Origin of the sequence: Pseudoxanthomonas sp. PXM01 (assembly GCF_014851815.1) — a bacterium.
Classification (GTDB): domain Bacteria; phylum Pseudomonadota; class Gammaproteobacteria; order Xanthomonadales; family Xanthomonadaceae; genus Pseudoxanthomonas_A.
In genome coordinates this window covers 1,077,425-1,097,319 of record NZ_JACVAJ010000001.1, presented here as the reverse complement: position 1 = coordinate 1,097,319, position 19,895 = coordinate 1,077,425, and the positions used below count along the sequence as shown (strand labels likewise).

Below are 19,895 nucleotides of genomic sequence, written 5' to 3'. Positions count from 1 at the left end.
TGCGACGTCCCGCGATACGCGTCACGTGCGGTGGCACGGGCGCATCAGATCAACAGGGGATAGCGAATGGAACGTCGAATCACTTTGCCGGTCACGGCAACGCACGGGCATGCCGCCCGCGTGTCGCACACGGCGCACCTGCGTGCGGAAGGCGTGACGTCATGAGTCTCTCCGCGTACCGCATGCTGGCCGTGGCCGCGCTGGCAGGCATCGCCGGGCCGGCGCTGGCGCAGCAATGCGGTTTCGGGACGTACCAGTCCTTTGCTGCCCTCAACGGGCAAGCCGGCTCCAGCGAGACGGTGATCAATGGCAACAACGTCTATGTGGGCACGTCCCGCGTGCAAGTGGACAACACCACCTTCGGTAACGGCGCCATCACCACCGACGACATCAGCGACAACCACTACACCGGTGAGCCGGGCATCCGCATCGGCCACAGTGCCGGCAACACCGGCAGCGAAGCCAACCGCATCCAGACTACGCTGCATTTCCGCAATCCCGACAACCTCGGCCAGTATCTGCCCGTCGGCAATCTGAGCTTCCGCCTGCACGACCTGGATGCGGGCGACAGGATGAGGGTCAACGCCTACGACCAGAACGGTGCGCTCATCACGCTGACAGCGTCGATGTATTCGTTCTATGCCAACTCGCTGCTGTCTTACGCAGGATCCAACCTGTTCCAGGCACCCGACGGCAGCACCGACGCGCTGAGCAACGGACGACGGGGCACGGTGGACATCGACCTGACGGGCTACCAGGTGTCGCGGATCGAGTTCCGCTACTGGGACCCCAACGCAAACGGGACGTACACCATCGCGCAGATGCACGGCTGCAGCGTGCCGCTCACGCTGTACAAGGTCACCCAGCCTGTCGCGGGCGGTCCTTTCGCCTTCACCCTGGCCAACACCACACGCAACACCGGCAGCACGGTGACCACCTCGGCGGCAGGCACGCCGGTGCAGGTGGACGGCAATACCGCGACCGGCATGCAGCCGTTCACCGTGGCCACCCCGGGCAGCGCCGTCACGATCACCGAAAGCACGTTGCCGTCGGGCTGGAGCGTGGTGGACGCCGCCTGCACCACGGCCGCCGGCAACTCCGTCGGCAGCCGCAGCGGCGCCACGTACACGATTCCCGCGGCGAGCACGGCGGCGGGCGCGGCGTTGACGTGCACGTTCGCCAATGCACGCACGACCCTGCGTCTGCAGAAGGCCTTGCCGGGCGGCCGCATGCAGGCGGCCGACCAGTTCACCCTGTCCATCACCGGCGCGGGCGCACCGGCGTCGGTCACCACTACCGGCAGCGGTAGCACCGCCAGCGGCGTGGTGACGCACGCTACCCCCACCGCGAACAGCGTGTACACGCTGTCCGAGTCGGCGGCAGGCGGCGCGGTGCTGGCCAACTACACCACGACGTATGCCTGCACCAATACGCGGCCGGGTGGACAGACGCCGAGCGGCAGCGGTACGACGTTCAACGTGACCCCTGCAGCGGGCGACGACCTGACCTGCACCTTCAGCAATACCCCGCGCCCGCGGGTGACGATCCGCAAGACCAGCGTGAACGGCACCGACAGCTTCACCTTCAGTGGCAGCAACGGCATCGCAAACCAGACCCTGGTCACCGCCGCCGCCGGCACGCCCGTCAGCGGCGCGGTGCAGATCCTGACGGCGGCCAACACCGCGACCACGATCACCGAAGGTGCGCCGCCGGCGAACTACGTGCTTACCGACATCACCTGCACCGGACTGCCCACGGGTGGCACCGCCACGCCGAACCTGGCCTCGCGGCAGGTCGTGCTGGATGCGGCGGTCACCGTGGCGGGCGCGAACGTCACCTGCACCTTCACCAACACGCTGCGACGGGCGGACATCCAGGTACTGAAGACAGCCACGCCGAATCCCACGCCGAGCGGAGGCGTGGTGACGTACACGCTGGTGGTGACCAACAACGGCCCGGTGGCCGCCCCCGGGACGGTGTTGACCGATACGCCAGGCCCCGGCCTGAACTGCACCACGCCCGGCACCACGTTCGCGTGTGCCGCCGCCGGTGGTGCGACGTGTCCATCCGCCACGGTGCCCGTGTCCACATTGCTGGGCGCCGGCATGGTGATTCCGACGTTGCCCGTGGGAGGGCAGGTCACCGCGACGCTGCTTTGCACGGTGACCGCAACGGGGCAGCCCTGAACCCGCCCGTCGGTGACGCGGTCGCGATGACGGGGGAGAGCACGCCGTCGTCGCCGCAGGATCTTCGCCGGTGAAGAGATCGATTGTCCTGCGGCATGGGTTGGGGTGAGCCTGCGAACCCCGACATGCAGGGATGGTCGTGCGCCATGGAATGTCGGCATGCGCTCGTCCGTCGTCTCATCCCGCGCGACGCTCCCCGACCAGACTGTCCATCACGGACCGAGGGGGATCACCGATGACGCGCATGCACCGGATGGCTTTCAGGATGTACCTGCCGACGCTGGCGTGCCTGCTGCTGGCGTTCGCTTCGACGTGGTTGCTGTCGGGATGGGGACAGTCGGCGTACCTGGCTGCGCTGGATGATGCGCTGCGCTGGCTACCGTATGGACTGTTGGGCCTCGCCGTTCTGCTGGGGATCTTCGCGAGCCTCCGGTTGATGCGCTGGGAGACCGGCGATGCGCTGATCTGCAGCTGCGGTGGATTGCTGGGAGGTGAGCGCGAGGGACGCTTCGGCGCGTACCGGACGTGCGTGGCGTGTGGAAGGAAGCGCGCGGTGGGCGGGTAGGGCTCGCATGGATGCGGCCAAATACTTCTCCCCGTCGAACCGTTGAAACTCCCCCGTGCACCACGATGGTTCGGCGTCATCGAGTGAAGCCTCGCGGCCGAACCAGAAATCCTTGGCGGCAAGGATACCTTCTTCGACACCTCGACCCGGAAAGGCTCGACGCCAAGGCGGATTTCCTTGCCGTCGACCCTGTGAGGTTGCCGCTCAAGGAAATGTTCCTCGTCGTCTCACAGGAACACCTCGCGATGCGAGGAAACTTTCCTTGTCATCTCACTTCAGTGCCGTGTGCGCGCACCTTTCTGGGTCGATGTCTCACATACGTGCGCTTCGGACGATGCCCAGCGACGTCGATACGTACGAATACGTCGCTATTGTTAGTCATTTCGCCTCGTCACCGTCTTGGATGGGTGCCGGCGACGAGGTAGCGTGGACCTGCCGTCGGAAGCGGCGGCATCACCTGACATGGAATCAAGGAGTGACAATGAGTCAGAACCTCGTGGACCTGCCGATCGACAGCACGCTTCTCGACCCGCTGGATGCGGCCATCACGCAGATGGAAACGTGCCTGACGGGCCTGATCTCGCTGACGCCGGAGCAGCGGCGCGGCCTGATGAAGATGGGCGAGAAGTCCGAAGCCTTCTGCCGCGCCGCGCTCAACGTGGCGCAGCAGCACAGCGGCATCATGGCGCGCGACTTCGACATCGATGCCTTCCAGCGCGACCAGCAGACGCTGGACCTGTTGCGCCCGCGCATCCTTCGCATCGCGCATCTCTACCAGCGGGCAATGGACACCGAGATGGCACTGGGTAGCGACCAGATGGTGGCCGCACTGGAGGTGTACGGCGCGCTGAAAGTAGCCGGCAAGGGCAAGAGCCTGGACGAAGCGCGCCGCAGCCTGGCCAGCCGCTGGCGCGTCAGTACGCAGGCGGCGGATGACGTGCCTGCGGGACCTCAGTCGGACTAGTCCGTCGGTAGTGGAATGTTGGATGGAACGGAACGGCCCCGCGATGCGGGGCCGTTCTGGGTCCGTGCTGCCGCTGCAACGAAGCGCGCGCGCCAGGCGTCAGGCCGCATCGGTCGCCGCCGCATAAGTTGGGGCGAGCGCACGTACCTCCAACACGAAATCAGGGCTACCTCTCGTCCGTCGACCTTCAGCAAATGCTGGTCGTAGCGCTCCACGTAGGTCTAGCCCATGGGTTCGTCGTCCATGCGGCCATCGTATGTAGCCTGGTCACGCAGACTGCGGCGGCGCAGCCGCAAGATGGCGCTCTCGCATCAGCAGGAAGCCGGGCAATGCCAGAGATGGGCCCACCAGCATGCATGCCGCAGGAATCCACAGGCGAGGCATGGCGAGCCTCCGCCCCTCTACGGCAATGAACAGCAGTACCGCGATCCCCGACACCAGCACGTCAGCCCACGCAAAAGCAGACACCCGGGTTGCTATCGCCTGCTGGAGCAACAAGGGCATGTTGATCCCGTTGGCAGACAACCATGGGATGAACTGGGACAGGGGCAAGGCCGCTCCGATGACGCAAAGCACAAGGTAGATCAGCTGCATCGGAACTCCGTTGTGGCCGGGGTGGTGCTGGAAAAGGCGTCACTAGGATACTGCCCAGGCCCTGTTGGCAGGTCTCCCCTCGTTGGTTACGCTGCCGGCGTCTCGGGGCAAGGAGGGGATTCCATGCGTAAGACGGCAAGCATCATGTCCGCCCGTTGGGCCATTGGTTTGACACTGGCTGTCGGTGCGGTCTTCCACGCACAGGCGCAGGAGTACCGGGACACTGCCGTACCCAACGCCCAGATTCCGAACGTCCTGCGCGACGTTGCGCAGTGGCACGACTTCCAGCATCCGGACTGCAAGTACAAGCAGCCGGTCGGCTCAGTGCGTGCCGAAGGCGAAGATGGCGACGAAGAACACTGGACCATCGTGGGCTGCGATGGACGACAGTTCACCTATCGGGTGTCTGTGATCTCCCAGCATCGCGGCGGTGTCACCGTCTTGGTCGGCAATGTGGGTGGTGCCCCGGTCGAGCAGAAGCCAAAAGCGGGTAAGGGCCAGTTCAAGCCGTCGTGTGATGACATTGCCAAAGAACTCGCCTCTTTCGGGGATGACATCGACAAGGTTCCCGATGACAAGATCAACCGAATGGCGCAGTTAGCCGCTGACAACGCAGCTTGTCAGGGCGAAGCTAAAGCAGCAGGCGACCGCTAGAGCGCAGCCAGCGTTCTGTCTTGCCTGACGCACCGATAGTGCTGAGAGTGCAGGACCGCGGCAGGTAGCGATCGGTGCGGTATGGGGTTCATCCCAGCAAGGGGTGATGTCAGGGCCGCAGCCCACACATTCCCAGACTCGTCGGTGCCGGCTTAAGGGAAGTCACTCGAGTAGGGCAGGGGCGTTGGAGCGGTCCGATAGTGCTTGATCCGTAAGCGTGGAGTAGGGGCACTCCATACAGGGCGAAGTGCAGGTTGCCAGGCTTGGCGACATCACGCTTGGGCAATCCAATGCGGCTCAGGGGCGAAATCGGTCAAACGCATCAAGTACGTACGTTTACCTTATTTGGCGCTTCTTCGCGCATGTTTGTTGGAGTAAGTTTCGTCGCACGGGGTGTCCCACCGGGGTGGTGGACGCAAGGACCTCTGGCCTGCAATGGGCTGGAATGGAGCGAAGGATGAGGATCGCGCGACTGATCTTGGCGGCTTCGGCTGCGCTGTTGTCTATCTCTGCGTTGGCCCAGACAACGCCGTATCAGGAATATGACCGGCTGGTCAAAGCGAACGAGATGATCAGTCCGCTCAGTTCGGACTTGTTCGGAGACGACGTAGGCCTCTACAACGGCAGCACCGGGTTCACGGTGTCGGACATCGATATCCCTGGCAACAACAGCCTGCCGGTAAGGCTGGGGCGAACCTTCAAGGTCGAGCTGCGGAACGACGCAGACAGTCTCGGTGGCTTCGGTGCGTGGGACATCGAGGTCCCCTATATCACCGGCGTGTTTCCGGCAGGCGGCAAGTGGGACAAGTCGGGTCTGCAGCCGCTTCCGCGTTGTTCGGCGCCATTCTTCCCGGATGTGCCCGCGCCATTCAGCCTGAGCGATATCTGGACCGGTACACAAGTGCACGTGCCGGGCCGTGGCAGCCAGACAATGATGTGGAATGGCGTTGTGGGCAATCCACAGCCGACGGATGGCCAAAGCTACTACTGGAACACCCGGGATCAGATGCGATTCCGTTGCACGAGCATGCTGAACTACGGGGGCGAAGGGTTCATCGGCGTCGACAGCGCCGGCGTCAAGTACTTCTTCAATTACGCCATCGAGCGAGCAGGTGGCGTAATCAGGAAATCCGCTGCCGGCTGGGGTGAAGTGGCCGCCAATCGGTTCAAGATCTATCTTGTGGCCACACGCGTTGAAGACCGCTTCGGAAACTACGTCGATTACACCTATCAGGGTGATCGGCTGGTCAAGATTTCCTCCAGCGACCAGCGCGTGATCGATCTCACCTACACCGACGGCCGGATCACCAAGGCAACCGCGCATGGCCGTGAGTGGCAGTACGCCTACTCGGCCAGTCAGTATTTCAGTATCCATCCGCGCGCCAAGGCGCTGACGAGCGTGACGCTGCCCGACCTGTCGCGATGGCAGTACCAGTATCAGGGGACGCTGCAACTCGACCCCATCATCCAGGACAGCGCGACAGGCGACATGCGCTGCATCGAGCCGCTACCGAATCATGGTGGATTCGGTTTGGTGGCGACTCATCCGTCAGGTGCGGTAGGGAACTTCGCTTTTGCCTATCAACGGCACGGAATCAGTGGTACGCCAGCGACCGCGTGTGTGCTCGAAGCCGTTATCGGCGGCGTCCAGCACTGGAGCTTGGCGATACCGGACTACTTCTACAACTTCGCATTGGCGACCAAGCAGATTTCCGGTCCCGGCCTGCAGACGATGCAGTGGCAGTACACGTATGGGGATCCATTGACGGGGCGCGCGAACTACGGTGGCTTTCACTGCACCACGTGCGACGAAGAAAAGTCGGTATGGGTCACCAATCCGGATGGCACGAAGGACGAGTATGTCTTCGGAGTCCTGTTCAACTTCAACGATGGACAGCTGCTCGGCAAGTACCGGAGACAAGCGGACAACAAGATCGCCCGTGCTGAACTTACTGAGTACGTGACGACTGCCGAGGCTGGCGCCATGCCGTTCCCAAAGGAGATCGGCGTTCTGCATGGTGCATTCGACTACACGACGGGCTACAACCGACCGGTAAAGAAGACGACGATTCTCCAGGATGGCTACATCGCCGGACCCGTGGAGTACGTGCCGCCTCCCTCGACGCCCAATCCGCCGAACCCGGGCGATCCCGGCCCTCCGGCGTGCGAGCCCCAGCCACCAACGTATACCTGTGTCGATCCCATGGCGCTTCCGGGTGGCCCGGTTGCGCTTATGTCGACGACGACATCGTCAAGTTCACCAGGCGTGCCGGCCGTCGCGTTCGTGCGCCAGGTCAACACGTTCGATGTTCACGCTCGACCGGTGAGCGTCACGCTGTCCAATACGATGGCCGGAAGTGTGGCAAAGACCGAGGTGACGACCTATCACGACAACACGAATCGATGGGTCATGGGTCAGGTGGCCAATCGAGTGATCAACGGCTTTCTGGCATCGGAAACCGGTTACGACACCATGGCGCGGCCTGTAACGCATAAGGCGTTCGGCAAGTTGATGCAAACCTTGACCTACAACGCCGACGGTACGGTGGCGACAGTCAAGGATGGCAACAACAATGTCATCACGCTCTCAAACTGGAAGCGCGGCATACCGCAAACGATCAAGCATCCCGCGACGCCGGAAGCGACTGCGGGCGCTACAGAGTCGGCGTTTGTCATCGATAGTGGCTGGATCGCATCCGTGACGGACGAAAATGGATTCACTACCAACTATACCCACGATGCGATGGGTCGACTGGCCAGTATCGTGTATCCAACTGGCGATACCGTGGGCTGGACTACAACCACGCTCTCGTTCGCTCCATCGCCAACACCAGTCTACGGACTGCCAGCGGGCCATTGGAGGCAGGTCATCCAGACAGGCAACAGTCGTAAAGTGGTCATGATGGATGCGCTCTGGCGACCTGTCGTCACGGAAACGTATGACGCGGCGGACCTAAACGGGACTATATCCCAGCTCATCAACCGATATGATCAGGATGGTCGAACCTACTTCACTTCTTATCCGCAGCGGAATCTGGATCCGAGTGTTTACAACACGTGGGCCAATCCAGCGCTTACGCCTAATGCTCTGGGCGTTCACAGCTTCTATGACGCATTGGGTCGGATTACATCGTCCTCTCAGGACAGCGAACTCGGTCTGTTGACCACGTTGACCAGCTACGGCATCGACAACCTTGGCCTGTATACGCTCGTTACGAACCCTCGTGGCGTACAGACGCTCACGCGTCATCAGATGTTCGATCAGCCTGTCTACGATGCCCCCGTGTTGATCGACATGGCGCGAGATAGACCAGAGCGCTCCGTCGTTGACATCACGCGTGACATCTTTGGCAAGCCCAAGCGCATCCGTAAGGGGAACGCCAGTGGAAGCCTGTCGGTGGATCGGCATTACGTCTATCGCCCGGACTTCCAGACGCTCTGCAAGACGATCGAGCCTGAAACCGGTGTCACGGTGATGGATTACGACGGGGCGGGCAATCTTGGCTGGAATGCAGGAGGACTGAACGGAGGCAGCTTCGCGTCTCTCACGGACTGCAGTCTCACTGATGCCTGGAACTCGGGGCGTCGCGTGAACCGCAGTTACGACGCACGTAATCGGCTGAAGACACTGACCTTTCCCGGAGGCAGCGGAAACCAGGCATGGGAGTACTGGGCGGACGGTCTTCCGTACAAGATCACGACGCACAACGACGGATTGAACGCAGGGATCGTCGAGAATACCTACGCGTACAACAAACGCCGGATGCTTACGGGGGAGAGTTCGACCCAGTTGGGCTGGTACACATGGGGTCTTGGTTACGCTTACGACGCTAACGGCAACCTTTCCACGCAAACGTATCCGACCGGCCTTGCTATCAGTTACGCGCCAAATGCGCTCGGACAGGCGACGCAGGCGCGTGATCAATCGGGGTACTACTACGCGTCAGGCGCTAGTTATTACCCCAATGGTGCGTTGAAGCAGTTCACCTATGGCAACGGCATCCTGCATTCGATGTCGCAGAACGCACGGCTGTTGCCAAAGGACGTCGTGTCCAGCGGAGGGGTGCTGCATGAGCGGTACGCTTATGACGCCAACGGTAACGTCGAGTCCATAACGGATGTCCAGGCCGGTGGACATCTGGCATGGGCCGTGCGCAATCGCTACATGGGGTACGACGGGCTGGATCGCCTGACGTCGGCCGGTTCCGGAAGTTTTGGGGGCGATCACTGGCATCGCTTTACTTACGACGCGCTGGACAACATCACGTCCTGGAAGTTGGCAGGGGTAAAGGACTACGCGTCCTACGTGTACGACGGTCGAAATCAGCTGGGTCTTATCCGAAACAGCAGCGGAGCCACAGTTGTAGGCTTTGGTTATGACCCTCAAGGTAACGTCAACAACAAGAACGGGCAGGAGTACAAGTTCGATTACGGCAATCGGTTGCGTGTTGTAACAGGTAAGGAGCACTACCGCTATGACGGTCATGGTCGCCGAGTGCTGGCTTGGGACCCCGTGTCAACGAACAACATCCTCTCCATGTACTCCCAATCGGGAAAGCTCATGTACGAGGAAGACTACCGGGTAGGCGAGGGTCGCGAGCACATCTACTTCGCAGGCAGCAATGTCGCAAGCAGGGCGTGGTCGTACGCGTCAAGTAGCAGCTCCGCGAAGTTTTATCACACCGATGCGCTTGGCAGCCCGATTGCCGTAACCAATCAGGCCGGTACGGTCATCGAGCGCAATGATTACGAGCCTTATGGTGCGGTGATCGGAAAGCCGAACTACCAAGGCATCGGCTACACCGGGCATGTACAGGATGCGGCTACCAAGCTGACTTACATGCAGCAGCGCTACTACGATTCCCAGGTGGGTTTGTTCCTGTCAGTGGATCCGGTGACGGCGCACAGCGATCCGGTGGGGATGTTCAACCGCTACAAGTACGCGGCGAACAATCCGTATAGGTTTGTTGACCCGGATGGTCGGCAGGAGAGGGCGGCTGAGCAATTTGGGGAGGCTTATGCAAGAAATCCGGAATCCTTTGCGCCGTTTGAACCTATAGCAATACAAATAACTGCAACTGCAGTAGCTATGACGCCGGTTGTGGGACCGTATCTTGGGCTGAGCTTGCGTAGGCTGGATGAGTCTGTTTCAAGGACAGGTCCCAAAGGTGTTGAGCCGGGGCGGCACAATGCGAATGTGACCGTTCGTGACAAAGATGGGAACATCGTTTCGCATCATCGAGAAGTAAGCGGTAACATGACTGATGCCGAGAAGAAGCTTGGATTTCCTCAGAACACGCTGGCTTCTCACACGGAGGCAAGGGCCGTACAAACTCCGATGAAGCCGGGAGAGTCTATGACGATTACCGGACAACGAGCTCCATGCCCTTCTTGTAAAGGGAAGATGAATGAGGCTGCAGAGACAAAAGGTGTAAAAATTCAGTACCAATGGCGTGAGAATGGAAAAACCGAGCGGTGGAAAACTAAATAGTTGGGAACTTAATGAAAAGATTCATTGCAAGGTTTGCTTACTCCGGTGAGAACGATGGTGTTCTGATGGCGGGGTTGGCTGATGATCAATACGAAACAAGGCAGTATCTTCTTCTGCAGAAAGCTTCTGCGCCCACCAAAGAGGATGTCGAACTTGGGCAGGATGACGTACACATAACTTTAAGCGAGGAGTCCTGCTCAGCCTATGCCGGCATAGAGTCAATAAAAATGTTTGCCAATGAGCTAAGAATAGAGCTCTATCAGGAGGCGGCTGAAGCGCTAGGCGCGGATCGGGTTTTCACCGTCAGCTTTGATCCTGAGTTAGACGGACTTGATGAGCTTTCCACGATGCTCAGAAGGATGTGCCGATCGTTCTCAGACTTTAGGGCTGGGGAGCTAAAGCTGAGGTAACGGCGCTTTTTTGGGGTGATGGAGGAGCGTGGAAGAATCCCTTGGCTTGTCAAACTCGAAGCATGCGACGCGGAAAGCCGGGTTCAGAAAACGACGCCCTAACTGATAAAGACAATGCCCGCCTTGCGGCACTTGTCGTTGCCGCAGGGCCATGCGTCGAGTTGAGCCCCGAACCCCGCACCCCACACCTCGGCTTCCCAGCGGCTTACCAGCCAACCCCCAACACCCCCGCATTGACCAGCCCCCACCCCAGCCCCTAAAATTCGCGGCTCCGCCGGAATAGCTCAGTTGGTAGAGCGGCGCATTCGTAATGCGTAGGTCGTAGGTTCGATTCCTATTTCCGGCACCAGTCGTGACAAGGCCCCGCTTCGGCGGGGCTTTGTTTTTTCCGGGTCTCGCCCGCGGAGACGGCGGGCCGATACAGTAGCCGCTCGCTTCTACGACAGGTTCCCCGTGGCCAAGACCTCCGCCAAGTCCCGTACCGCCTACGTCTGCACCGAATGCGGGGCCGAGCACAGCAAGTGGCAGGGCCAGTGCGCCGACTGCGGCGCCTGGAACTCGCTCAGCGAGATCGTGCTGGAGGCCGCGGCCGGGTCACCCGCCGCCGCCCGTCGTTCCGGCTGGGCCGGCAAGGCCGAAGCCCCCAAGATCACCGCCCTGAAGGACGTCCGCCACAGCGAAGAGGCGCGCGTGACCACCGGCATCGGCGAATTCGACCGCGTGCTGGGCGGTGGCCTGGTCGAAGGCGCCGTGGTGCTGGTCGGTGGCGACCCCGGCATCGGCAAGTCCACCCTGCTGCTGCAGGCGCTGGCCCGCATGTCGGCCAGCCTGCCGGCCCTGTACGTCACTGGCGAGGAGTCGCTGGCCCAGGTCGCCGGCCGCGCCGTACGCCTGGACCTGCCGCTGGACAACCTGCAGGCGCTGGCCGAGACCGGCATCGAGAGCATCCTGCAGCACGCCTCCGTCGCCCGGCCCAAGCTGATCGTCGCCGACTCCGTGCAGACCCTGTGGACCGAATCGCTGACCGCCGCGCCCGGTTCCGTCAGCCAGGTGCGCGAGAGCGCCGCCCGGCTGGTGCGCTATGCCAAGGAGACCGGCACCGCCGTGTTCCTGGTCGGCCACGTGACCAAGGAAGGCGGCATCGCCGGCCCCCGCGTGCTGGAACACATGGTCGACGCCGTGCTGTATTTCGAAGGCGAGAGCGGCAGCCGCTTCCGCGTGCTGCGCGCCTTCAAGAACCGCTTCGGCGCGGTCAACGAGCTGGGTGTATTCGCGATGGGCGAGAAGGGCCTGAAGGAAGTGCCCAACCCGTCGGCGATCTTCCTGTCCGGCAGCGCCCAGCAGCCCGGCAGCTGCGTGATGGTCACCCGCGAGGGCACGCGTCCGCTGCTGGTGGAAGTGCAGGCGCTGGTCGACAGCTCGCCGCTGTCCAACCCGCGCCGCGTGGCGGTGGGTCTGGAACAGAACCGCCTGGCGATGCTGCTGGCCGTGCTGCACCGGCACGGCGGCGTGGTGGTGGGCGACCAGGACGTGTTCGTCAATGTCGTCGGCGGCATCCGCGTGCAGGAAACTGCGGCCGACCTGCCGGTACTGCTGGCCGTGCTGTCCTCGCTGCGCGACCGCCCGCTGGCCGAGAAGACCGTGGCCTTCGGCGAAGTGGGTCTGTCCGGCGAGATCCGGCCGGTGCCCAACGGCGAAGAGCGCCTGCGCGAAGCGGCCACGCATGGCTTCAAGCGTGCCATCGTGCCCAAAGGCAATGCGCCGAAGTCGGGCACGTTCAAGGGCCTGGAAGTGGTGGCGGTGGAGCGGTTGTCGCAGGCGCTGGAAGCGGCGGCGGAGTAGGGCGCTGCTGCCGATGTTGTGGGAGCGATGTCAGTCGCGACTTACGTCGCTCCCCCGGGTGTGAATCAACCGCGCCTCAACACCATCTCGTAGACGAACTTGCTGCCGAAGAACGCCAGCAACAGCAGCACCATCGCGGTGAGCGTCCAGTGCACGGCCTTGGCGCCGCGCCAGCCGTAGCGCCAGCGGCCGATCAGCAGGGCGCCGAAGGTCAGCCACGACAGCACGCTCAGTACGGTCTTGTGGGTGAGCTTCTGGACCAGGAAATTCTCGACGAACAGCACGCCGGTCAGCAGCGTGGCGGTCAGCAGGATGAAGCCGACCGTGATCGTGCGGAACAGCAGGTCTTCCAGCTCCGTCAGTGGCGGCAGGGCGCGCAGCCACACATGGAACTCGCGCCGGCGCAGCGCACGCTCCTGCGCCGACAGCATCACCGCCAGCAGCGCGGCGATCGCCAGCGCGGCATACGCCAGCAGGGCCAGCCAGGCGTGCAATTGCACGCGCCAGTCCAGCCCGACCGACGTCTGGTGCCCGTAGACGTGGTAGAGCGTCAGCATCAGGGAGGCCAGCGGGAAGGCGACCACGCCTAGGGCCGCCATCCGGCCGCGGACCGCGACCAGCAGCGTCATCGCCGCCATGCCCAGCGACACCAGCGACAGCGCGGCGAAGAAATGCATGTCCGGCCCGCCCGGCGTGCGCCAGGCGACCAGCAGGTGGTAGGTGCCATGCAATACCACCGCCGCCAGGGCCGGCCAGGCCCAGGGGCGCGGCGCATCGCCGGTGTCGCGGGTGACGGAACGGACCACCAGGCCGGCGGCCAGCAGATAGAGGGCGACGGCGATGAGAATGATTGCCATCGGGGAAGTGTCGCACAGCGGACGGCGCCGGCGCAGGGGCGCTCGCGGCCGTGATGCGCGTGCAACGGAGGTCGCTGGCGGGGCCGCTATAATCGCCGTCCGTTTTCCCTGGTCCTGCCCGCTCTCATGTTCGAATCCCTGACCCAGCGACTCTCCGGCACCATCGAGCGCCTGCGCGGCCGCGGCCGCCTGAGCGAGGAGAACATCCGCGAGGCGACCCGCGAAGTACGCATCGCGCTGCTGGAGGCCGACGTGGCCCTGCCGGTGGTGCAGGCGCTGATCGAGCGCATCAAGGTGCGCGCGGTCGGCCAGGAAGTGCTGAAGTCGCTGACTCCCGGCCAGGCACTGATCAAGGTCGTCCGCGATGAGCTGACCGCGGTGATGGGCTCGCAGGCCAGCGACCTGAACCTCAACGTGCCCGCGCCCGCCGTCATCCTGATGGCCGGCCTGCAAGGTGCCGGCAAGACCACCACGGTCGGCAAGCTGGCCAAGCACCTGCGCGAGAAGCGCAAGAAGAAGGTCATGGTGGTCAGTGCCGACGTCTACCGTCCGGCCGCCATCGAGCAGCTGAAGACGCTGGCGCAGCAGGTCGACGTGCTGTTCTTCCCGTCCGACGCGGGCCAGAAGCCCGAAGCCATCGTCCGTGCCGCCATCGACGATGCAAAGAAGTCCTTCGTCGACGTGCTGCTGGTCGATACCGCCGGCCGCCTGGCGATCGACGAGGCCATGATGGCCGAGATCAAGGCGCTGCACGCCGCGGTCAAGCCGGTGGAGACGCTGTTCGTCGTCGACGCCATGACCGGCCAGGACGCGGCCAACACCGCCAAGGCCTTCAGCGAGGCACTGCCGCTGACCGGCGTGGTGCTGACCAAGACCGACGGCGATGCGCGCGGTGGCGCGGCGCTGTCGGTGCGTTACATCACCGGCAAGCCGATCAAGTTCATCGGCGTGGGCGAGAAGCCCGACGGCCTGGATGTCTTCCACCCCGAGCGCGTGGCCAACCGCATCCTCGACATGGGCGACGTGCTGTCGCTGGTGGAGCAGGTCGAACAGAACGTCGACCGCGAGAAGGCCGAGAAGCTGGCCGCGAAGGTCATCAAGGGCAAGAAGTTCGACCTCAACGACATGCGCGACCAGTTGGAGCAGATGCAGAACATGGGCGGCATCAGCGGCCTGATGGACAAGCTGCCGGGCATGGGCCAGATTCCCGAGCACGTGAAGCAGCAGGTGCAGCAGGGCAAGGAAGTGCCGCGCATGATCGCCATCATCAACTCGATGACGAAGAAGGAGCGCCGCAACCCGGCGTTGCTCAACGGCTCGCGCCGTGCCCGCATCGCCAAGGGCGCGGGCCTGACGCCGGCCGACGTCAACAAGCTGATGAAGCAGTACCAGCAGATGGAAAAGATGATGGGCAAGCTGGCTGGCGGCGGCATGAAGGGCATGATGCGCAACATGAAGAGCATGATGGGTGGTCGCGGCGGCATGCCGTTCCGCTGAGCCTCCGCTGTTCTATCCTGTGGGAGCGACGCAAGTCGCGATCGTGTCTCCGCTCATCGCGACTTACGTCGCTCCCACATTCGACCGAAGCGGAGATCCGGCCCGCATGACCTCGGCCTTCCTCAACGGCAGCCCCGCCAGCGCCGACGACCTGCGTGCGCTGGCCTTGACCAACTACGGTCACTTCACGTCGATGCAGGTGCGCCATGGCGCGGTGCAGGGGCGTGCGCTGCACGTGCAGCGTCTGCAGGAGGCGACGCTGGCGCTCTTCGGCACACAGCTGGACGGCGACGGCGCGTTGCAGCTTGCCGCGCGGGCTCTCGCCGGGGCCGGCATGCGCGATGCGTCGGTGCGCATCACCGTGTTCTCCACGCAGTTCGATTACCGCGACCCGTCGCGCAGCGTGACGCCCGATGTGCTGGTGACGCTGTCGCCCGCCTCCTCGCCGGACAAGCCGGCGCTGCGGGTGAAGAGTTATCCGTTCGTCCGCCCGCTTCCGCAGTACAAGCATGTGGGTACGTTCCCGCTGTTCCACTACCGCCGGCAGGCGCTGGCCGACGGCTACGACGACGCGCTGTTCGTCGATCCGGCGGGGCAGGTGGTCGAGGGGTCGATCTGGAACCTGGGCCTGTGGGATGGCCAGTCCGTCGTGTGGCCGGAGGGCCCGGCCTTGCGGGGGACGGCCGAACGGCTGCTCCAGGCCGGCTTGGACCGGGCGGGCATCCCGCAGCGTGCCGCGCGGGTGGGTGTGCCGGATCTGGGCGCGTTCCGGGCCGGATTTGCCTGCAATGCCAGTGGCTTGCAGCCGGTCGTCGGCGTGGATGCCGTCGCATGGGGTGCTGATATCGCCCTCATGGCCCGCCTCAACGCCGCGCTGGATGGCGTGCCGTGGGAGCCGCTGGCCTGACCTCCGAAGGCTCGGAAACCGGGGTGGGTTTTCCTGAGCGATTCAATGGCTTAGAATAGCCGGCTTACCTCGCCATTCTGGCGACTGGGCAACACTGGAAAACACCATGGTCAAGATCCGTCTCACCCGCGGCGGCGCGAAGAAGCGCCCCTTCTACCACATCATCGTCACCGACTCGCGCAGCGCGCGTGACGGCCGCAACATCGAGCGCGTGGGTTTCTACAACCCGGTCGCCGCTGGTGCCGAGAAGCGCGTTGAACTCAACATCGCCCGTGTCGACCATTGGGTCGGCAACGGTGCGCAGCTGACCGAGAAGGTCCGCAACCTGTACAAGGAAGTCAAGGCTGCTCCGGCGGCCTGATGGCTTCGGCCGCGCAGATCGCGCGGCCTACCTTACGCATGAACACCGAGCGCCCACCGACCCCGCAGAAGATGATTCTGCTGGGAAGGCTTCTGGGCGCTTTTGGTGTGCGTGGCCAGATCAAGATCGAATCCTGGACGGAGCCGCGCGAGGCGATCTTCCGCTACCAGCCGTGGACCCTGCGCGATGCCGCCGGCGTCGAGCGCGAGCTGAGTGGCGCGCGTGGCAAGGCCTCGGGCAAGCATCTGGTGGCGACGCTGCCGGGCGTGGAAGACCGCGACCAGGTGGAGGCCATGCACGGGCAGGAAATCTTCGTCCCGCGCTCCGCATTGCCCCCGCCGAGTGCCGGCGAGTTCTACTGGGTCGATCTGGAAGGCCTGCGCGTCATTCATGTCGACGGCGCTGATTTCGGCACTGTCTCGCACCTGTTTTCGACCGGCGCCAACGACGTACTCGTCGCGCGCGGGGATCGTGAGCGGCTGATCCCGTTCGTCGAACCCGACTACGTGCGCTCGGTGGATTTCGAGGCCGGCGTGGTCACCGTCGACTGGGACCCCGAGTTCTAGCCGTTCCGCAGGCGACCGCCGTGGCGGTTACCCTGCACCTTCACCGAGTTCCAGCCGATCGCCATGCGTATCGACGTGATGACCCTGTTTCCCGATTTCATCGCCCAGGCCGCCGCCGTGGGGGTGGTCGGGCGTGCGCAGGAGCGCGGGCTGCTGTCGCTGCATGGATGGAATCCGCGCGATTACGCCAGCGGTGGCTACCGGCGCGTGGACGACCGCCCGTTCGGTGGCGGCCCCGGCATGGTGATGATGGTCGAGCCCTTGCTGGCCTGCCTGACGGCGGTGCGCGGGGCGGATCCGGCTCCGGCGCCCGTGATCTACATGAGTCCGCAAGGCGCGCCGCTGACCCAGAAGAAGGCGCGCGAGCTGGCGGCATTGCCGCGGATGATCCTGCTGTGCGGTCGCTACGAAGGCGTGGACGAGCGTTTCCTGAAGGCCCACGTGGACGAGGAACTGTCCATCGGCGACTACGTGCTGTCGGGCGGCGAGCTGGCTGCGGCGGTGGTCATCGACGCGGTGGGCCGGCTGCAGGACGGTGCGCTGAACGATGCCGATTCGGCCGTGCAGGACAGTTTCGAGGGCGATGGCCTGCTGGATTGCCCCCATTTCACCCACCCGTCGTCCCACCCGCTGGGCGACGTGCCGGCGGTCCTTCGCTCCGGGGACCACGCCGCCATCGCCCGTTGGCGCCGGCAGCAGTCGCTGGGCCGGACCGCACGGCGGCGGCCGGACCTGCTGGACGAGGGCAGTCTCTCGAAGGCCGACAAGGCGCTGCTGACAGCCTTCCGGGACCAGGAAACGGGCGAGGGCGGGGCGGGGTAGCCAGCCCGGCCGGGAATCCGGTAGAATGCGCGACCCTTGGGCGGTTCTCGCCCGGGATCCCATAAGAATATCGTGCAGCGCAATCCGGCGACTGCATCAGTTTTCCGCTGTCGCAAGACACGATCACGCATACAAGCATTGGTGCCAACATGAGCAAGCTCCTCCAGGAATTCGAAGCCTCCCAGATCACGCGCGAGCTGCCCGCGTTCGGCCCCGGTGACACCGTGGTCGTCAACGTGAAGGTCAAGGAAGGCAACCGCGAGCGCGTGCAGGCGTACGAAGGCGTCGTCATCGCCAAGAAGAACGCCGGCCTGAACTCGGCCTTCACCGTCCGCAAGATCTCGCACGGTTACGGCGTCGAGCGCGTCTTCCAGACCCACAGCGCCTCGATCGACTCGGTCGAAGTGAAGCGCCGCGGCAAGGTCCGCGCCGGCAAGCTGTACTACCTGCGCGACCTGGAAGGCAAGGCTGCCCGCATCAAGGAAGACCTGGCCGCCAACGCCGCCGCCAAGGTCGCCCGTCAGGCTGCCGCCGCCGCTGCCGCCGAGTAATTCCGGCAGAAGCGCGTCGCACGGACGGCCACCTTCGGGTGGCCGTTCGCGTTTCCGTCCCATGCATTTCGGTGCAGACTTGCGCTAACGGCTACGGAGAGCGCCATGTACCTCACGCGAGTCCTGTCTTTGGCAGTCCTGTTGCTGGCTGCTTGTGCCAGCGATCCGATGGCAGCGAACGATCCGCCAGTCTCCGCGCCGTTCGCCTGGTGCGCCGACGAGGCCCGGGCCGCGGCATCGCAGCCGATGCCGAAGGACGCCACGCCGACCCAGCGACGGGCGGCACGCGACTTCCACATGTCCAAGGCATGCCAGCGCGCGTACGACCACAAGGTCGAACTGCCGTTTCCCGTCGTTCCCTCGCGCCTGCCTTGAGGCAACTGTTCTCTGTGTTCCGATGACCGAATCCACCGACGCTTCCGTCCGCCTCGATCTGTGGCTCTGGGCGGCCCGTTTCTTCCGCACGCGCAGCCTGGCAAAGCAGGCCATCGAGACCGGCAAGGTCGACGTGGCCGGGCAGCGCGCGAAGTCTTCGCGCGCGGTGCGCGTGGGCGACACGCTGGCGGTGACGCGGGGCGATGACGTGTTCGAGATCGAAGTCCGCGGGCTCAGCGACAAGCGCGGCTCGGCGCCCGTGGCGCAGGCCTTGTACGTGGAGTCGGAGGCCTCGCGTGCGCGTCGTGCTGCGGCACTGGCGGCGCGGCAGGCGGAACGCGCGGGCTACCAGGCGCCGCAATCGCGCCCGGACAAGCGGGCACGTCGGCTGATCCGCGCGCTGGGCGACATCGACGCGCTGTAGGGATCGCAGAAAAGAAGAAGGGCGCCGTGGCGCCCTTCTTTTTCTTCCTGGTGCAGGCGACCGGATCAGCGTCCGCCGCCGAACATGCCGCTGCCGATCTTGAGGATGTCGCCCAGGCCCAACTGGCCATCGCCATCCTGGTCCAGCACGGCACCCAGCAGTCCGCCGCCCAGACCCCCTTGTTGCTGTACCTGGCGCTGCTCCTGCCCCAGCACTTCGGCCAGCCCCAGCGGATTGTTCTGTGCGCTGCCCTGGCTCATGCGCTGGGCGAGGAAGGCGAGCACGATGGGGGCCAGGATCTTCAACAACTGGCCGGCGCGTTCACCGCCCAGGCCGGTCGCCTGGCCCAGGCCCAGTTCGGCACGGTTCTGCTGCCCGCCAAAGACATGGCCCAGGATGCCGGCGCCATTGGCTTGGGGCGACGCCGCTCCGCCGAGCACCGCGCCCAGCACGCTGCCGATATCCAGACCGTTGTGGTTGCGCTGCAGGGCGCCGAACAGGGCTTCCGCGCCCTGCGGCTGTGCGGCATTGCGGCCCAGCGCCCCCAGCAGCAACGGCAGTGCGGCGCCGACGGCACTTGAGGCCTGCATCTGTCCGATACCCAGTTGCTGCGACACCTGCTGTAGCGGCGCGCCCTGCAGTTGGGCGAAGAGATCTTCGGCGAGGGAAGCGTTGCTCATGGTGCGTTCGTCCTCCTGGACGCATTGGGGAAACGGCACATCATGCTAGCGCCAATCCGTGCGCGCTCCGACTCACATTAGTGGTCGCCCGACCGGCGGAAACGAAGGCGCCGCATGCCCGAGGGGACATGCGGCGCCGGGTCCGTCCA

The 19,895-nt window shown here is 64.1% G+C and carries 18 protein-coding genes and 1 tRNA gene; 16 read left to right on the top strand and 3 right to left on the bottom strand.

Annotation, left to right across the window (positions count from 1 at the left end; all coding sequences use genetic code 11):
- The first annotated feature begins 161 nt into the window (after positions 1-161).
- From IB230_RS04955 to IB230_RS04945, 3 genes are all read left to right on the top strand, one after another.
- Complete coding sequence (locus tag IB230_RS04955; protein WP_192269430.1) at positions 162-2,186, top strand: DUF11 domain-containing protein; 2,025 nt, start codon at positions 162-164, stop codon at positions 2,184-2,186.
- Positions 2,187-2,421: 235 nt separating this feature from the next.
- Positions 2,422-2,751 (top strand): hypothetical protein, encoded by a 330-nt coding sequence (locus tag IB230_RS04950; protein WP_192269427.1) that lies wholly within the window; start codon positions 2,422-2,424, stop codon positions 2,749-2,751.
- Positions 2,752-3,232: 481 nt separating this feature from the next.
- Positions 3,233-3,715 (top strand): hypothetical protein, encoded by a 483-nt coding sequence (locus IB230_RS04945; protein ID WP_225589197.1) that lies wholly within the window; start codon positions 3,233-3,235, stop codon positions 3,713-3,715.
- Positions 3,716-3,982: 267 nt separating this feature from the next.
- Here the strand turns inward: IB230_RS04945 and IB230_RS04940 are convergent, their stop codons facing one another.
- Entirely contained in the window at positions 3,983-4,309 is a 327-nt protein-coding gene (locus IB230_RS04940) for a DUF2834 domain-containing protein (RefSeq protein WP_192269424.1), read from the bottom strand.
- Between the two features lie 123 nt (positions 4,310-4,432).
- On the opposite strand from IB230_RS04940, the gene IB230_RS04935 reads away from it, so the two are divergent.
- The 5 genes from IB230_RS04935 to radA all read left to right on the top strand — a co-directional run bounded on the left by IB230_RS04935 (position 4,433) and on the right by radA (position 12,706).
- Positions 4,433-4,963, top strand: a complete 531-nt coding sequence (locus IB230_RS04935) for a hypothetical protein (RefSeq protein ID WP_192269421.1) — start codon at positions 4,433-4,435, stop codon at positions 4,961-4,963.
- Between the two features lie 457 nt (positions 4,964-5,420).
- Positions 5,421-10,454 (top strand): RHS repeat-associated core domain-containing protein, encoded by a 5,034-nt coding sequence (locus tag IB230_RS04930; RefSeq protein WP_192269418.1) that lies wholly within the window; start codon positions 5,421-5,423, stop codon positions 10,452-10,454.
- A gap of 11 nt (positions 10,455-10,465) precedes the next feature.
- Entirely contained in the window at positions 10,466-10,864 is a 399-nt protein-coding gene (locus tag IB230_RS04925) for an Imm10 family immunity protein (protein WP_192269415.1), read from the top strand.
- Between the two features lie 273 nt (positions 10,865-11,137).
- A tRNA-Thr gene (locus IB230_RS04920) sits at positions 11,138-11,213 on the top strand.
- A gap of 104 nt (positions 11,214-11,317) precedes the next feature.
- Positions 11,318-12,706, top strand: a complete 1,389-nt coding sequence (gene radA / locus IB230_RS04915) for a DNA repair protein RadA (protein ID WP_192269411.1) — start codon at positions 11,318-11,320, stop codon at positions 12,704-12,706.
- Between the two features lie 65 nt (positions 12,707-12,771).
- Here the strand turns inward: radA and ccsA are convergent, their stop codons facing one another.
- On the bottom strand, positions 12,772-13,563 hold the full coding sequence (ccsA, locus tag IB230_RS04910; RefSeq protein ID WP_192269408.1) for a cytochrome c biogenesis protein CcsA: 792 nt from the start codon (positions 13,561-13,563) through the stop codon (positions 12,772-12,774).
- A 126-nt stretch (positions 13,564-13,689) separates the two neighbouring features.
- On the opposite strand from ccsA, the gene ffh reads away from it, so the two are divergent.
- The 8 genes from ffh (at position 13,690) to IB230_RS04870 (ending at position 19,066) form a co-directional block, all read left to right on the top strand.
- On the top strand, positions 13,690-15,060 hold the full coding sequence (ffh, locus tag IB230_RS04905) for a signal recognition particle protein (protein ID WP_162339050.1): 1,371 nt from the start codon (positions 13,690-13,692) through the stop codon (positions 15,058-15,060).
- Between the two features lie 106 nt (positions 15,061-15,166).
- Positions 15,167-15,967, top strand: coding sequence for an aminotransferase class IV family protein (locus tag IB230_RS04900; RefSeq protein WP_192269405.1), 801 nt, complete (start codon positions 15,167-15,169; stop codon positions 15,965-15,967).
- A gap of 106 nt (positions 15,968-16,073) precedes the next feature.
- On the top strand, positions 16,074-16,328 hold the full coding sequence (gene rpsP / locus IB230_RS04895; protein ID WP_062353216.1) for a 30S ribosomal protein S16: 255 nt from the start codon (positions 16,074-16,076) through the stop codon (positions 16,326-16,328).
- A 38-nt stretch (positions 16,329-16,366) separates the two neighbouring features.
- Complete coding sequence (rimM, locus tag IB230_RS04890; protein WP_192269401.1) at positions 16,367-16,894, top strand: ribosome maturation factor RimM; 528 nt, start codon at positions 16,367-16,369, stop codon at positions 16,892-16,894.
- Between the two features lie 63 nt (positions 16,895-16,957).
- Positions 16,958-17,716 carry a tRNA (guanosine(37)-N1)-methyltransferase TrmD gene (gene trmD, locus IB230_RS04885; protein WP_192269398.1) on the top strand — a complete coding sequence of 253 codons (759 nt, stop codon included), beginning with the start codon at positions 16,958-16,960 and terminating at the stop codon, positions 17,714-17,716.
- Between the two features lie 149 nt (positions 17,717-17,865).
- The gene (gene rplS / locus IB230_RS04880; RefSeq protein ID WP_192269395.1) at positions 17,866-18,267 is read left to right on the top strand and encodes a 50S ribosomal protein L19; all 402 of its coding nucleotides are present in this window, start codon (positions 17,866-17,868) and stop codon (positions 18,265-18,267) included.
- Between the two features lie 105 nt (positions 18,268-18,372).
- Positions 18,373-18,642: a hypothetical protein gene (locus IB230_RS04875; protein WP_192269392.1), complete on the top strand. Its 270-nt coding sequence runs from the start codon at positions 18,373-18,375 to the stop codon at positions 18,640-18,642.
- A 22-nt stretch (positions 18,643-18,664) separates the two neighbouring features.
- Positions 18,665-19,066: an RNA-binding S4 domain-containing protein gene (locus tag IB230_RS04870; protein WP_192269389.1), complete on the top strand. Its 402-nt coding sequence runs from the start codon at positions 18,665-18,667 to the stop codon at positions 19,064-19,066.
- A gap of 65 nt (positions 19,067-19,131) precedes the next feature.
- On the opposite strand, the gene IB230_RS04865 is transcribed toward IB230_RS04870, so the two are convergent.
- Positions 19,132-19,746, bottom strand: a complete 615-nt coding sequence (locus IB230_RS04865) for a DUF937 domain-containing protein (RefSeq protein WP_192269386.1) — start codon at positions 19,744-19,746, stop codon at positions 19,132-19,134.
- Positions 19,747-19,895: the final 149 nt, after the last annotated feature.